The sequence below is a fragment of the Nostoc sp. DSM 114160 genome (assembly GCF_053470305.1).
The window spans coordinates 303568-319136 of record NZ_JBPFGO010000004.1; the positions used below are offsets into that span (position 1 = coordinate 303568).

Sequence of the window (15569 nt, forward strand, 5' to 3'; positions counted from 1 at the left end):
TCAAGTTAGATTTTTCGTGAAATGGTATAACAGCACTCTAGAACACTGTTTGGCGCAATTCTGGAAATACTTTGGAGACTTTATTCAGAAGATAATCGCCATAAGTCCCGCGAAATTCGTGGACACTGGCTTTATCCCAGCGATCGCTTCGATCGTCATTCACTACTATGCCGTTCAATTCAATAGGTTTGACTTCAATGTTGAAATTGGGATCGAAGAAAAATGGAAATGATAAGCGACTACTTGTCGATCGGTTCTGAACGCGGTGGGGTGTTGAGCGATACAGTCCTCGTGTCATCCGATCGAGCATATCCCCAATGTTACATACGAATGAACCAGGAATAGGAGGTGCATCTATCCAACCAGACTTTAATTTGACTTGTAATCCACCGACATTATCTTGTTTTAGTATAGTTAATACTCCATAATCTGTATGTTCGCCAACGCCCCATTTAGATTCAGATAATGATGAATGAGGAGGGTAATTGAAAATCCGAAATAATATCAATGGGTTTTTTGTATAACGGTCTGCAAAGTAGGACTTTTCTAACCCCAAACTTAGAGCAATACCAGCCATTAGGGTGTGTCCAAGTCTGGTCATTGAATCTATATAATTCAGCACTGTTTCCCGAAATTGGGGAATATTCGATGGAAAAAGATTTCGACCGTGCATTGGTACACCAGTTTTCACAAGTGGGTGGTCTGATTCTAGTTCTGTACCGAAGTAAATACCTTCTTTTAAGTCCGGTCTACCTGATGTCAACTCATTACCCACGGGGAAATATCCTCGCCATGCTTTACCACCAAGAGCCATACGAATCTTCAGTTTTGTTTCTATATCCTGCGCGAAAAACTGTTGGCTGAGATGTTCTAACTGCTTTTGTAATTGCTCATCAACTCCATGTCCGACGATATAGAAGAAACCGTAATCATGGAGAGCTTGTCTAATTTGGTCTGCAATTACATCACTGGAGTTGCTAGTTTGAGAAACCAATGGACTAATATCAATGACGGGAACTTCTGAAAACTCTTTATCTACAACTTGTAAGATTGTCATACTCTGTTTTTTTAGTAGTGTGTAGATTAATAACTAGACTACATAATAAATAGTAGACCTCTTGCAAAAATATATTTTTGCACTCTAAGAGCTGATTCGTAAAGAAAATCTAAAGAGAACAAAGCCCCAGTGTATTCAGGTTATAGGCTAAATCAATAACATTGATGTTGTTGTCGATGAGCCGTCTACCAGCGATAGAAAATCCACACCGCAAACCCTATCCCAGTGATTTAAGCGATAGCGAATGGTTAATTCTCAAGCCTCTTCTACCAAGCCCTAAAGGATTTGGGCATCCTATAGAAGTAGATTTACGAGAGATTCTTAATGCAATTTTCTACGTGCAACGTACTGGATGTCAGTGGGAAATGTTGCCTCATGACCTTCCTCCTTACACCACTGTGTACGGCTACTTTCAGAAATGGCAACGCAAAGGCATCTGGCAGAAAATTCACGGGCCTTGTACGCCATCAACTTCGTCAAGATTTAGGACGAGATGAACACTCTACTGTAGCGATCGCAGATTCTCAATCAGTGAAGACCACGGAAAAAAAAGGGAGGTCTACGGCTTTGATGGTGGTAAGAAGGTTAAAGGGCGTAAACGCCATATAGTTGTGGATTCTCAAGGGTTGTTAATCGGTGTGTTAGTGACCGAGGCGAATGCCTCAGAACGTTTGGGTGCAGTGGTTGTACTGGATGAAGCGGCTGTAGAGTTGTCTAAATTGGAAGTTGTTTGGGTAGATCAAGGCTATTCGGGAGAAAACTTTGCTCAAGCGGTCAGGCAAGTTTGCGGCGAACAGGTTCGTGTTGAGGTAATTCAACGGCACTCGAAAGCATTTGAGCGATTACCGAAACGATGGATTGTAGAACGCACATTCGGTTGGCTGAATCGATTTCGGCGTTTGAGCAAGGATTACGAGTTGTACACAGAGTTAAGTGAAGCTATGATTTATGGTTCATTGATTCGTCTGATGATTAAGCAAATGGTATCTTAAGCTTTTGTTTACGAATCAGCTCTTAGGGAAAAGGTTTTGGTTAAAGGGAAAGAATTTTGAGTTTCTTTACCCTTTTCTCCTGCCCCTTATCCCCTTCTTGGGACCCCACCCTCCCCTTTCTTTCAAGGGCAGGCTTTTAGGCTTTCGATAAATAGTTGAGAATGTTCTCAATTATTGAACGTAGTTTTAAGTTCTCAGACAATGGTTTTGGTTTTAAAATCCCAAAAATTTGTCTAATCAAAAAAACCTGCCCCAGAAAGCCCTCCCCTTTACCCCGACAAATGCCAAGAAGTCCAGTATGTAATTGAACTGGTATGCGATATTTCGCCACGACTAACGCCCAAATCTACCTTGTGTCACCTGAGATTCTTCTTGCTTACTAGAGTTAACCATTTGCATCAAGTGTTGGTTTAGATAGTTTTGTGGCGAGAGAAGAATTTTTCGGATTGTGTCGTCAGTGAGTCGAAGATTTGTCTGTAGGTGGCGCTTTTACGGTTTGGTTCCCTGATGTTGGGTTCTAGCGGTACGTCTGTCGGGAACGAGTCTACATGGGCGGTGGCGATAATGCACTATAGCATCATGGAGTAGAGCAGCGATCGCTCTTTTTTTATCTCTGATTCTGGACACTCATCTAGCTCTTAAATAAGTAAAGCTAATGATTTTTATTGACTCTACAAAATTCTTAGCACTTGATTAATTTTTGTAAAGCGGTGTAAAGTAATTTCACAGGCGAAAACTTTACCGCCTGATTCATAAACAACCGCAATCATAAAACCATGACAGCAACCTTACAACAGCGCTCAAGCGCCAATGTATGGGATCGATTCTGCGAATGGATCACCAGCACCAACAATCGGATCTACATCGGTTGGTTCGGCGTATTGATGATACCCACCTTACTAGCCGCCACCGCTTGCTTCGTAATCGCCTTCATCGCTGCTCCTCCAGTAGACATCGATGGAATCCGCGAACCAGTAGCAGGTTCCTTGATTTACGGAAACAACATCATCTCCGGTGCAGTAGTACCTTCCTCCAACGCCATCGGTTTGCACTTCTACCCAATTTGGGAAGCAGCATCTCTTGATGAGTGGTTGTACAACGGCGGTCCTTACCAGTTGGTAATTTTCCACTTCCTGATTGGCGTATTCTGCTACATGGGTCGTGAATGGGAACTATCCTACCGCTTAGGAATGCGCCCTTGGATTGCGATCGCCTACTCAGCACCTGTTGCAGCAGCAAGTGCAGTATTCTTGGTATACCCGATCGGACAAGGATCATTTAGCGACGGTATGCCCTTGGGTATAAGTGGAACCTTCAACTTCATGATCGTCTTCCAAGCAGAACACAACATCTTGATGCACCCATTCCACCAGTTAGGTGTAGCAGGTGTATTCGGCGGCAGCTTGTTCTCTGCGATGCACGGTTCTCTTGTAACTTCTTCCTTGGTTCGTGAAACAACCGAAACCGAATCTCAAAACTACGGTTACAAGTTCGGTCAAGAAGAAGAAACCTACAACATCGTTGCGGCTCACGGCTACTTCGGTCGGTTAATCTTCCAATACGCTTCCTTCAACAACAGCCGTTCACTGCACTTCTTCTTAGCAGCATGGCCTGTAATCGGCATCTGGTTCACCGCCTTGGGTGTAAGCACAATGGCGTTCAACTTGAACGGTTTCAACTTCAACCAGTCAATCATTGATTCTGAAGGTCGTGTGATTTCAACTTGGGCAGATGTAATCAACCGCGCTAACCTGGGTATGGAAGTTATGCACGAGCGTAACGCTCACAACTTCCCTCTGGATTTGGCTGCTGGCGATTCCGCTCCTGTTGCTCTGACTGCTCCTGCGATCAACGGTTAATAGCAGCGATCGCGTCAAATAAAATCAAAGGCGCTCTCCAGAAAGGGGGGCGCTTTTTAGTGTCGATGATTGGTGGTGGCGTGATAGCAGAGCATCAGTGAAATGGTATAAACTGTCGGCTGCAACACAGTTGTTGTACTGTGCCGCAGCGATGGTTGATTTAACCCCGAACCGGGAGGGAGATAGAAAACTCAGAGCCTTGTCCCAATTGGGACTGAACTTCCAGCCGACCATCATGTTTCTCGACGACAATCTGACGGGCGATCGCTAAACCTAACCCCGTTCCCTTGCCAACCTCTTTAGTGGTAAACAAGCGATCAAAAATCTTAGATTTAACTGATTCATTCATGCCTTTTCCATTGTCAGAAATACGAATTTCAACCGCATTTTGTTCGGATAATAATGTAGTGGAAATCGCGATTTGTTGGGGATGATTTTCTAACTCTTCAAAGCTTGTTTGCTGTGCTATTTCATCGAACATATCAATCGCATTAGCCAGAATGTTCATAAACACCTGGTTAAGCTGACCGGGGAAGCAATCAATTTCAGGGATATTACCGTAGTTACGGATAACTTTAATGGCAGGCCGATTTTCATTTCCTTTGAGCCGATACTTGAGAATCAACAGCGTACTATCTAACCCTTCGTGCAAGTTGGCTTTAACTTTATGTTCTGTATCGGCACGAGAGAAGGTACGCAGGCTCGTACTGATGCTTTTGATGCGATCGGTTGCGCCTTTCATCGAGTCAATTAATTTAGGTAAATCCTCCAACATAAACTCCAGGTCAAGTTCTTCGGCTAATTCGGCCACCGCACCCGTAGGTGGCTGGTGCTGCTGATAGGTATCTAAATACTCACACAGGTCTCGTACATAATCTTTGGCATTGTTAATACTGCCGTTGAGAAAGCCAATTGGGTTATTAATTTCGTGAGCCACCCCAGCCACCAAGTTACCCAAAGTCGCCATTTTTTCGCCTTGCACAATCTGAAGCTGAGATTCTTCCAGTTGTTGAGTATATGCTTGGGCTTGCTGATAAAGACGAGCATTTTCCAGTGAAATCGCAGCTTGGGCGCAAAGCAGATTCAGTACCTCAACGCGATCGCGGGTAAAGGCTCCAGTTGCCAGGTTATTTTCTAGATAGACTACGCCCAGCAACTTGCCCTGTTGCAGAATTGGGCTGCACAGCAGACTCTTGGGCTGTTGATTTTGGATATACGCATCGCCAAGCAATAGCGGCTCTTGGGCGGCATTGCTAATCACAGCAGGCTGCAAGCTGCGTTTGACTTTTGTTACCAGAGCGATCGGCACTATACCACTCTCGACAAGCGACTGGGTTGGATGCAAAATCTGCGTTTCGATTTGGCGCGATGCCGTAAGTTCTGCCCTCGCCTGAACCGTGAGATTTTGCCCCTCACTCAACATCAAAGCGCACTGTGTCGCACCAGAGGTTTGCATTACCGTCAGCAAGAGAGTAGCAATTAACGGCTCAAGCTCGATTTCACTGGAAAGAGTTTGCGACGCTTTGAGGATGGCAACCAGATCCAGAGAATCAGAAAGACTCGTGGAGGAACTACTAGTCGAGGTGACAGTTGCAGTGGAAAATAAGGTTTCATCAATAGAAAGTGGTGTCTGCGCCCCTTGGAAGATGGGAGCTAGCAGTTGGGGATAGCGAGTTTCCAAGTCAGCGAGTTTGGCTTTCGCCCCCCAGCGAGCATAGCCATAGTAAGCGTCAATCAAGTAAGTTTGGGCGATGCGCTCTTTGTTCCAATTTAGATAGAATTTTGCCGCGAGTTCATTGCTAAGGGCTGCTTCTTGAGAATAGCCATTGGCTTTGGCCCCCGCGATCGCCAGATCGTAAAATTCTATAGCTTCGGTTTTGCGATCGAGAACGCGATATTTTTCCGCTTCTACTAAATGATATTTGTGCAAGTAATTCATGGGGCCATAATCTGCCCAATCTTTTAACTTAGCTTGATTTTCTTCCATTCGCTGCCATTGCGGTTCTGACGGGGAAATTGATTCACCAGGATGAGCCAGCATGGTCAGAGAATCATAGAAATAAAAGATTGGTTCAACGATACTTCCCATCCCGCCGGCTAAATAATGTCGCGTTTGAGCGGCATCGTGTTGGGCTTTGGCAAAGTCTTGCAGCCAGTAATTTAAGGTGAAGCGATAAAGGTAAAAGAAGGATAGTCGGTAAAAATCGACTTTTGCCTCATCCAGAACTTTCTGTTCGTAGGCATCCTGGCGTAAGGGAATTTCTTGTTCTGACTGACCTAAGAGAATTTGCGCCGCTTGCCAGTAAGCCAATACACAGTTTGCTGCCGTGACTTGGTGGAGGTCGGACAACTGCTGGTAATAGGCACGAATTTGGGGTTCGAGTTCAGCGAGCGGTTGACCGTACCAATACGCATTGAAGCAGTACAACTGGGCATCGTAACCCATAAATTCTAGATTGCCAGTTTCCAACCCGGCTTGATATCCATCTAGTAGAATAGGCAGCGTGTCTTGCAGATGGATTGTCCAAGAACCCACATAAGCCCCCATTAACATGGCGGTTGCGGCTCGAATGTTTTTGGCATCGGGTTCTAAGGCGAGTTGGTATCCTAATTGCCCAAACTGAGGCACTTTTGACATATCGCTCCACAGCATCCTCAGTTGGAAGGCGTAACCTACGTAGCAAAACGCCGAAACCGGACTGTTGCCAAATTGAATCGATAATTTGACCTGGAGTGCCACAACTAGGAAATAAAGCTTTGTGCCGGACATATAACAAACTGGTGTCAGCCGCGCCGCATTTTGCATAATTGCTAATTGCTGCGGATCGGTCATTTTCGGCAGATGAATGAATGACTCAATGGAACGACCCCTCAATTAAAGCATCAATTTCTTGCTTCAGGAGGCGAATATCATCTAGGGTTGGTTCATCTGGCAAGTTTACGCCCAACATCCGGAAGACTGATTGACCGATCGCAATCGCCTCGACAAATTGATTGCGGGCGACTAATGCCTGAATTCTGACTTGATAGACTGGCACTCGTTCTAGAGGCGTTTTTGCACGATCGATTACCGCTTCAATCCACTCATCCATCTGCTCAAAAGCACCAGCCAAAAAAGCAACCTCAGCAGCTAAGTCATGCAGGGATAGAGTTATTTCATACTGCCGTTGCCAAGCGTCCCCTCCCAGCAGTTGCAGCCCGACTGTGGCATATTCACGGGCGGCTTGATAGGCAGTTGCGCCTCTGGCTTTGCGGCAAGCCGTGAGGTTGAGTTGAGCGAGTTCGTCCCGTTGGTGTTGTTTTCCAATCAGCGTGGTTCCATAGTTCAACTGATTGACGATTTCAAAAATGCGCTCTTCTCTGGCGGCTGGGGGAAACTTGTTGCAGTAGAAGTTGTCCGATTTGGTAATGAGTCGTCTGTTTTTGCTCGTCAGGGATGAGGGAATAGGCAGCTTGCTGGACGCGATCGTGGAGAAAGCGATAGGAACAGTTAAACGATAATGGTTGCTGGACTTGTGCCACCTGAAGTTCTGATGGTTGGTAGAACTTATAGACATCGCTAATAGGCACAATCATGCCTTCTTGCAAGGCTTTCCAGAGGTCGAGTGCGGTATCTTCGGGCGATCGCTGATTGACAATCGCCAGGGTAGACAAATCGAACTGAGCGCCAATGCAAGCTGCCAGTTTCAAAGCAGTCTGGGTGGCAGTCGGCAATTTTTGCAACTGAAGTGCCATGAACTCGACGACATCATCCGTGAGTGCGAGTAACTTCACCGTTGCTAAGTCACATTGCCAATGTCCTGTCTGGAAGTCAAACCAAATATAGCCGTCCTCATACAGTGCTTTGAGAAATTGGGTGAGGAAGAAGGGATTCCCCTTGGTTTTTTGATAGACCAACTCCGAAAGCGGTTGAGCCAGTTCAGTTGAGCAACTGAGCGTATCTGCTGTTAACTGATTCACATGGGCTTGGCTCAGAGGTTCTAGGGTGAGGGTATGGATAAAGGTTTGGGCTTTTTTGACCTCATCGAGCATCAGCATCAACGGATGAGTCGGGAACACTTCGTTATCCCGATAAGCTCCGATGACGAATAAATAACCGCGCTCGCGTTCTGTCAGCAGTAGTTTCAGCAAGTTTAGCGAAGCCGAATCAGCCCATTGCAAATCATCTAAGAAAATCACCAGTGGATGCTCTGGCGTGGTGAACACCGTGATGAACTTCTGGAACAGCAGATTGAAACGATTCTGAGCAGCACTACCGGAGAGTTCTGGTACTGGGGGTTGTTGACCGATGACATGTTCGAGTTCCGGAATCACCTCGATGAGTACCTGGCCATTGTCACCTACTGCCGCCAGGATTTTCGCTTTCCACTCAGCTAACTGTGCGTCATCACTGCTCAGAAGTTGACCCATCAGGTCGCGGAAGGCTTGGATAAAGGCACTAAACGGCAGATTGCGGTTGAACTGGTCGTATTTACCTTTGATGAAATAGCCATGCCAACGCACAATCGGCTTATGCACTTCATTGACGACGGCAGTTTTGCCAATACCGGAAAAACCTGCTACTAACATCAGTTCGGAGGCTCCGTTGGCAACTCGGCCAAAAGCATCAAGTAAGGTTTGAACTTCTTGTTCTCGTCCGTAGAGTTTCTCGGGAATCAAAAAGCGATCGCTAATATCCCTTTGCCCTAAATCAAACCAGGCGAGTTTGCCCGTAGCATGATATTCTTCCTGGCATCGCAACAGATCGTGCTTGAGACCGAGGGCGCTTTGATAGCGGTCTTCGGCATTCTTGGCCATCAGTTTGCGAATGATTTCACCGAGTATGATGGGCAAATCGGGATTGCGATCGCAGATAGAAGGTGGTTGTTTCGCTATATGGGCGTGAACCATTTCCATTGGCTCGTCTACTGGAAATGGTAACTGTCCCGCGAGCAGTTCAAAAAACGTAACTCCCAAAGAATAAAAATCGCTGCGATAGTCAATTCCCCGGTTCATTCGCCCGGTTTGTTCCGGTGAGATATAGGCGAGTGTGCCTTCTAGAACGTTGGGATTTTGAATCTCTTGGGTTTCGCGGGGTAATAGGGAGGCGATGCTAAAGTCAATCAGCTTAATCTCCCCCGTTTCTGGTTGAATCAGAATGTTGGCTGGTTTAATATCTTTGTGGATAATCCGTTGCTGATATAGCTGGTGGAGGATATCTACAATTTGCAGGGCAATGGGCCAGAATTGTTCGACACTCAAAGGGGCAGCCTGGATGCGATCGCGTAGGGAGATGCCACCGATGTCTTTCATTACCAAAGCATAGCCATTTTGATATGGTTCTAGACTCAGCGGTTGGACAATGCCTGGGATGTCGAGATTTTTCGCGATCGCATACTGATTGCGAAACTGCACCAATTCGCTAAAGCTGGGATAGTCGTGTCGCAGTAGTTTAATAATGACTGGTTTTCGATCTAATTCCCTAAGAGCGCGATGTACTAGGGTATTGGAACTCGAATAAATTAGCTCGTTTATGCGATAACCAGCGATTCTCAACATAAATCTTATTTTTATTTACAAATCTTTTTTTATCTATATAGAGAATTCCCGTTTTAAGATTATCTTTAACTTTTAGAGACAAAAATTAATAATTATGGTCAAATTTGCGATCTTTTGCTCTAAAATTACTGGCTCAAAATGTCATTAATTAACTATAAAAAAGTAAAACGACTTATACTAATTCTCTAAAATCGGGCAACACATATTAGCCCCGAAACCTAATTCATATATGACGCATCTTATTCAAACAATTCAACATAAAATGCTTAGTAAACAAATTCTCATCTAATTAACTCCGACAACATCTGTTCAAGAATATCTTCTAAGAATTCTGACTTTGAAGGATACAGAGAAACTGGCCCAGCAAGAAATTTTCAATGAAGCTTATCGGGCAATGGTCGCACCTAATATTGCTGGTATTGAAGAAGATATGAGTGTGCCTTATGAAGAGTGCCTGAAGGTTGGGAAAGAAACGCTAATTGTGTTTGATGAAACTGTTGAACAAGCTAAGAATAGAAAGAATGCTGACGCTCCAGTTCCACTTTATACTCGTGGGTATCGTCTTTTAAATATGTTTAACTTTTGATTTGCATAAAATCTGAGCCATAAAAAAGAGGTCTTTCTCGACCTCTTACCAATTCCCTAAAATAATATTCTATTTACAGAATTACGACAAGCCAGTATTAGCGCCTTGCTTACCAGTTGCTAGTTCCACTTTGATGATTGTGCCACCTGCTTTTTGAATACGTTGCTGTTCGCGGAACCAGTTTTCATAAGGAACTAGCTTAGTGAAGTAAGTATTTTGCAGTTCGCGTTGAGTCCGAATTCGGGTTTGGCTAGGAACTAGAGCAGTAATTTTAAACAAACGGGACATATTTTGAAAATCTCCTGTATACCTTGTGAAAACTTTTTTATCTCAAAATCTTGAGTGCAAATCTTTTAATCATTCAAAGGCTGGAAATCAAACATCAATACTAGACCACCAACACTCATCACTGATAATTTACCAAGATAAGCAATATAACGTTCTAGCACTCACGGCTGATTTCCAGACCTTAATAAAGCCGCACCTAAATTCTTAAGCGCAAACTAGTTCTTAGCTTAAGCCAGAGGAGATATAGTCTAAGTAAACGCCCATTTCCTTACCAGCATCAGAACCTACCAAACTGGCGGTTACTTCTTTGATTGCTTGGATAGCTTGTACGGTAGCACCAACGGGAACACCTAAGGAGTTGTAGGTTTCCTTCAAGCCATTGAGCACACGCTCGTCTAGGATCGAAGGATCGCCAGCCAACATAGCGTAGGTGGCATAGCGGAGGTAATAATCCAAATCACGGATGCAAGCAGCATAGCGGCGGGTGGTGTACATATTGCCGCCGGGACGGGTGATGTCAGAGTATAGCAAAGATTTTGCTACAGCTTCTTTGACGATCGCAGCAGCGTTAGCGCTGATGGTGCTAGCAGCACGTACCCGCAGTTCGCCAGTAGAGAAGTAGCCTTTTAGCTTCTCTAAAGCAGAAGAGTCTAGATATTTACCTTGAACGTCTGCGGAGTTAATGACAGCGGTAATTGCGTCTTGAGCCATGTTGTTAATTCCTTATTTCCAACCGTATTGCAATACTTCTGTTTAAGTAGGTAAACAGCTTTACCCTATCCTAGAAGGGCACCAACTAGGTAGTCGAAGTAGCCAGCAGCTTCACTAGCTTCATCACCAGAGAGCAGTGATGCAGAGCCATTCTTCAGTCCGCGAATACCTTCAGCAACACCATCGATAGGAGTTCCCAAGGACTTGTACAGTTCACGGGCACCAATAACACCAATTTCTTCGATGGGGGTGACATCACCAGCAACGATACCGTAGGTAACGAGACGGAGATAATAATCTAGGTCACGCAGACAAGTAGCAGTCAATTCTTGACCGTAAGCGTTACCACCAGGAGACACAACATCAGGACGCTTTTGGAACAGTTGATCGCCAGCTTGCTTAACAAGCCGTTCGCGATTTTCTGACAAAACTTGAGCAATCCGCACCCGGCGCTCACCACTTGTAACAAAGGACTTGATCCGATCTAACTCACCAGGGCTGAGGTAGCGAGCTTCTGCATCAGCATTCACGATAGCTTTCGTGACGATACTCATTAATGGATTCCTCCAATACGAATGAAACCAGGATTTGATTAAACTGGTGCGACTTTGAGTTTGGTTTACTGAGTTTGTTTTTTCGTCCTTTTAGACACAACAATTTTACAACTGCTACGGCTAATAAATTACGAGTTTGCTTGAGTCAACATAAGTACACAAGCTTTCAAACTCAGTTACCTTCCGCAAAACATTTTCCGGCATTCTGTTGAGCATTTATGACTGCTCTTAATACTTTGTAATATTGCTTTTCAGAATTTGCTGTTCTAACTGCAATCTGAGAGCGGGATTACGAAAGGTTACGAAGGGGACAGGGGATAGGTTACAGGGGATAGGGAACAGTAAATAATCTGTACCCTATTCCCTATTTTGGACTCCTTACTCCTTAATCAACCGCTACACTGCCAAGGTAGTTACCTACTGGCACAGATGGGAAGCGGTTGTAAGGTACAACATCTTCACCGAAGTAGCGGCTATATTCTGGGCTTTCGACTATTGCTTCTACAACGGCTGACAAACCACTATTGGTTAGCAAGTTGTTGTATTGCACAATTTCTTCCTGAGTTGCGGGTGTACGCCCCAACAGATGACGGAAGAGGAACTCAATGACCTTGGTATGAGGATAAGGTGATAGGAAGCGCTGGCGATAGATTTGGGAACTAGCTAGTTCGCGCACAAACTCCCGCACGGAAATTTCACCATTTTGGAGTTTGCTATCTAGGTCAGTGCGACGGAAATTATCAGGCACTTCACCGCTAAATATATCCAAGACTTGACGATAAATGGCGTTGATTGCCTGTTGTTTTTCGTCTTGGTTGGTGTTTTCTGTTAAACGGTAAATACGTGCATGTTTACGCACACCCTGTTCCACCGTTTGTCCGCTAGCATCGTTGTAGGAACGACCCAGTTCAGCAAAGGATGGCTGACCATTTGTTTGGGCTGCGATATCTGCGATCGCCTGTGCCAAAAGCGGTGTATCGTTACTAACTCCGACACGGGCTTGTACTGGCTTAAAGCTTGGTACAACCACGTCATCATTTTGCTTGGTCAGCTGGTTGTAAAGCTTCTCTGTATTGGGGAAGTTTGCCGCTGGCAGGGTCGGGAAGCGGCGGTAAGGAACCGTATCTTCACCAAACACCTGGTTATATTCCACACTATCTACCAAAGCACCAATAAAGGCACGAATACCTTGAGTAGCCAAAATTTGGTTATACTTGCGGATTTCTGCTTGGTCTAATGGCGCACGTCCCAAGAAGTGTTTGGTTCCTAACTCAATCACTTTGGTGTTGGGGTAAGGTGTGTAGAACTCTTTCAGGTAGAGGTTAGAGTAACCCAAACCTTCAATAAATTCCTTCACGCTAATTTCGCCATTCCCCAGCTTGCTTTCCCATTTGCTAAATTCGTTTTTGGCGATGTATGGTGCAATATCCCGCTCAAATATCTGACGATAGGCAGCGCTGATCAAAGTTTTGACTGCAACCTTGTCAGTAGTATTCGCCACCAATTTGAAGATTTTGGTTTGTTCCCGTTGCTTGCTAACACCTTGGTTAATGCGGAATTGAATATCTGGTTCTGACCGCTTTTCTGTCACTGTACCCAGTGTCACAAAGCTTGGTGTTACCTCCTTCTGGACTTTCGCGGCAATATCATCACGAATGCTACCAACACGTAATTGTCGCCCTGCTACACCACCAGGAGTCAGATACCGTTCGTAAGGAATTGTATCTTCACCAAAGGCTTCGCTGTATTCTACGCTGTTAATAATGGCATCAACCACCGCGTAAAAGCCCTGTTTTGAAGCAATATCAAAGTACTTGTTGATTTCTTGACGACCATAAGTCGGACGACCCCCAACAAGCGGCGGTGAATATACTCGATCGCTTTACAAACATACAGCGATGACCAGTACAGATTGCGGAAGACATCCGACTTAGCCAAAGCACGGATAAATTCCCGTACTGAGATGTCACCATTTTCCAGCTTGATTTCTAATACCTTCGGGCGCTGACCTTCGTAGACATCGCGACCAAAAACTTGCAGGTAAGCAGCTCTAATTACTGCTTGCGTGGAGCTTTCGGAGTATCTGATACTAGAACTTTTGGGAGCCTTTTTACCTCTAGTACCAGGCAGTTGGTCTAATTTGAACACCTTGGGACCAAGGGTACCAGGAGCTTCACCCCGCGCTTTGGGATTACTATTTTGGTTATTAATCCCTGCTCCTTGGTGAATCAGGATGCGTTTGGTATCCTTGCTAAAAGGAGCCGGACTGGTACTGGGGTTGCGAGTTTCTTTCGGGAAAATCGCCCCAAACTGAATTTCCAAGGGGTCGTTACCAGAACCGTAGGGATGTTGATCTGGTAGCGGTTGCTCGTAAGCCGCAAATGTGGTGATGAACTGAGGTATCTTGCGGAAAGGCGCACTGTAGTTAAACAGGTCTTGCTGAGGCCCCCAGTTGCGACATTCTTGTGCTTCTTGACCTAGACCCCGCAGGTAGGGTACTGTTTCTTCGCCAAAATAGTCGCCGTATTCAGCAGAATCTACTAAGGCATCTACTAAGGCTGGTAGACCACCATTAGAAATAATCGAGAAGTATTTTTGTACTTCTTCTCGGCTACTTGGGCCCCGTCCTAAAATGTGACGGAAAGCTAGTTCGATGACTCGGCTGTTAATAAAAGGCTGGTAAAACTGTTTTTGGTAAAGGGGAGATTTAGCTAAACGACGGACAAACTCTTTCATCGAGATGTCGCCATTCTTCACCTTGGATTCTAGGTCAGATATGGACAAACTATAAGCACGGCTAATGTCGCGCTCAAAGATTTGTCGATAGGCCGCTTTCACTACCTCATTTTTTTCGCTACTGGATAACCCAGTCTTCATCACAAACTTGGGACGACGTTCTGAGGCATTGAAGTAGATTTGCGGCAATTCTAACCCTTGCTGGTCGCTAGAAGGACGTTGGCGCAGTTTATTTGAAGGTGTGGCTGCTTTGAATTCTGTTAACAAAACATCCATGTACTGAGACACAATTTCTGTACCCTCAGCATCGTTGCGGAAAAATGAAAGTGCCCCAGCTTTGATTTCTTGTAAAGCTACTAGCGTGGCTTCTCCAGAGCAGGCATTTTCAATGATTTCCCGCAAACCCCTTGTATTCACCGCTATGATGTTGGGGTCGCCAGCAACGATCGCATAAGTAGCGTAGCGCAAGAACCAGGATAAATCCCGCAAGCTCTTGGCCATGTTGCTTGGGCCATATCGAGCAATGTTAATTGGTCTGAAACCTGGAGGTGTCGGGCCGCTGGGGGATGAGTTAAATATTGAGCGTAAATTTTCTAAGAACCCGCCACGACTTTCAACGTAGGTTACAGTTCCCAGTTGCATCCCTTGCTGAACATTAGCACCGGCAACAGCACTAACAGGTACTATTTCTACTTCTTTGGGCTTTTCTAAAAAAGCCATTGGCGAACCACCGACAAAAATTCGGTTAGCAGCTCGAGACACAATAATCTCGGCATTGTCGGTCAACGTCTGAGAAATTTCTAGACGTTTTGCACCAGATGCAAAATAGCTTGCCAGTTCATTTAGTTCACCACTTCCCAGGAAACGGTCTTGCTGCTCCGCTTGGGTAATTGTGGATACAGTTAGGGTTTGATATAGTTGCGGACGCGCAACCGAGCTTCCACCACTCGCCTTAACACTCATCGGATTTGTAAAACTCCCATCATAAGCGTTTATATGTTAAGTCTGGATTGTTTTGAGGCTTGACACATCGACGTGTCTATGCTTTATGAGCTTGAGAGTTTTGCCTGCAAAACTGCCAGTAAATTAACCCAGTTAGCTTTTAGATTAGAACGTTTTGCGTTCTCAAGGCGGATTTATTAAGAAGTATGTAGAACCTGTATCTTCATCTCCAGTCTTAAAAGTGCATACCCCAGTTTATCTGAGATTAAGTCTAAGTTTTGTAACTTAGTCGTAGGTTAGGAACTG

6 protein-coding genes and 4 pseudogenes are annotated in these 15569 nt (G+C 45.0%); 3 read left to right on the forward strand and 7 right to left on the reverse strand.

All coding sequences use genetic code 11. From position 1 onward, the window contains the following. Positions 1-37 precede the first annotated feature (37 nt). Positions 38-1057, reverse strand: a complete 1020-nt coding sequence (locus tag NSTCB13_RS33180) for an isopenicillin N synthase family dioxygenase (RefSeq protein ID WP_448266981.1) — start codon at positions 1055-1057, stop codon at positions 38-40. A 176-nt stretch (positions 1058-1233) separates the two neighbouring features. Between NSTCB13_RS33180 and NSTCB13_RS33185 the strand changes: the two are divergent. Continuing rightward, positions 1234-2049: pseudogene (locus NSTCB13_RS33185) on the forward strand (IS5 family transposase). 413 nt (positions 2050-2462) lie between these two features. Here NSTCB13_RS33185 and NSTCB13_RS33190 read toward each other — a convergent pair. Beyond that, a pseudogene (locus NSTCB13_RS33190) lies at positions 2463-2615 on the reverse strand (AIPR family protein); the annotation flags it as partial. A gap of 210 nt (positions 2616-2825) precedes the next feature. Here NSTCB13_RS33190 and psbA point away from each other — a divergent pair. Continuing rightward, positions 2826-3908, forward strand: a complete 1083-nt coding sequence (gene psbA / locus NSTCB13_RS33195) for a photosystem II q(b) protein (protein ID WP_448275276.1) — start codon at positions 2826-2828, stop codon at positions 3906-3908. A gap of 160 nt (positions 3909-4068) precedes the next feature. Here psbA and NSTCB13_RS33200 read toward each other — a convergent pair. Further along, positions 4069-9446, reverse strand: a pseudogene (locus tag NSTCB13_RS33200) (trifunctional serine/threonine-protein kinase/ATP-binding protein/sensor histidine kinase). Positions 9447-9783: 337 nt separating this feature from the next. On the opposite strand from NSTCB13_RS33200, the gene NSTCB13_RS33205 reads away from it, so the two are divergent. Next, positions 9784-10032: a hypothetical protein gene (locus NSTCB13_RS33205; protein WP_448266978.1), complete on the forward strand. Its 249-nt coding sequence runs from the start codon at positions 9784-9786 to the stop codon at positions 10030-10032. 81 nt (positions 10033-10113) lie between these two features. On the opposite strand, the gene NSTCB13_RS33210 is transcribed toward NSTCB13_RS33205, so the two are convergent. From NSTCB13_RS33210 to NSTCB13_RS33225, 4 genes and pseudogenes are all read right to left on the reverse strand, one after another. Beyond that, positions 10114-10320, reverse strand: a complete 207-nt coding sequence (locus NSTCB13_RS33210; protein ID WP_094349821.1) for a phycobilisome linker polypeptide — start codon at positions 10318-10320, stop codon at positions 10114-10116. A gap of 222 nt (positions 10321-10542) precedes the next feature. Further along, complete coding sequence (apcB, locus tag NSTCB13_RS33215) at positions 10543-11031, reverse strand: allophycocyanin subunit beta (RefSeq protein ID WP_104908010.1); 489 nt, start codon at positions 11029-11031, stop codon at positions 10543-10545. A 65-nt stretch (positions 11032-11096) separates the two neighbouring features. Then, a complete protein-coding gene (gene apcA, locus NSTCB13_RS33220) occupies positions 11097-11585 on the reverse strand; it encodes an allophycocyanin subunit alpha (protein ID WP_322698411.1) in 489 nt (162 codons plus the stop codon). 385 nt (positions 11586-11970) lie between these two features. After that, a pseudogene (locus NSTCB13_RS33225) lies at positions 11971-15284 on the reverse strand (phycobilisome rod-core linker polypeptide). Positions 15285-15569: the final 285 nt, after the last annotated feature.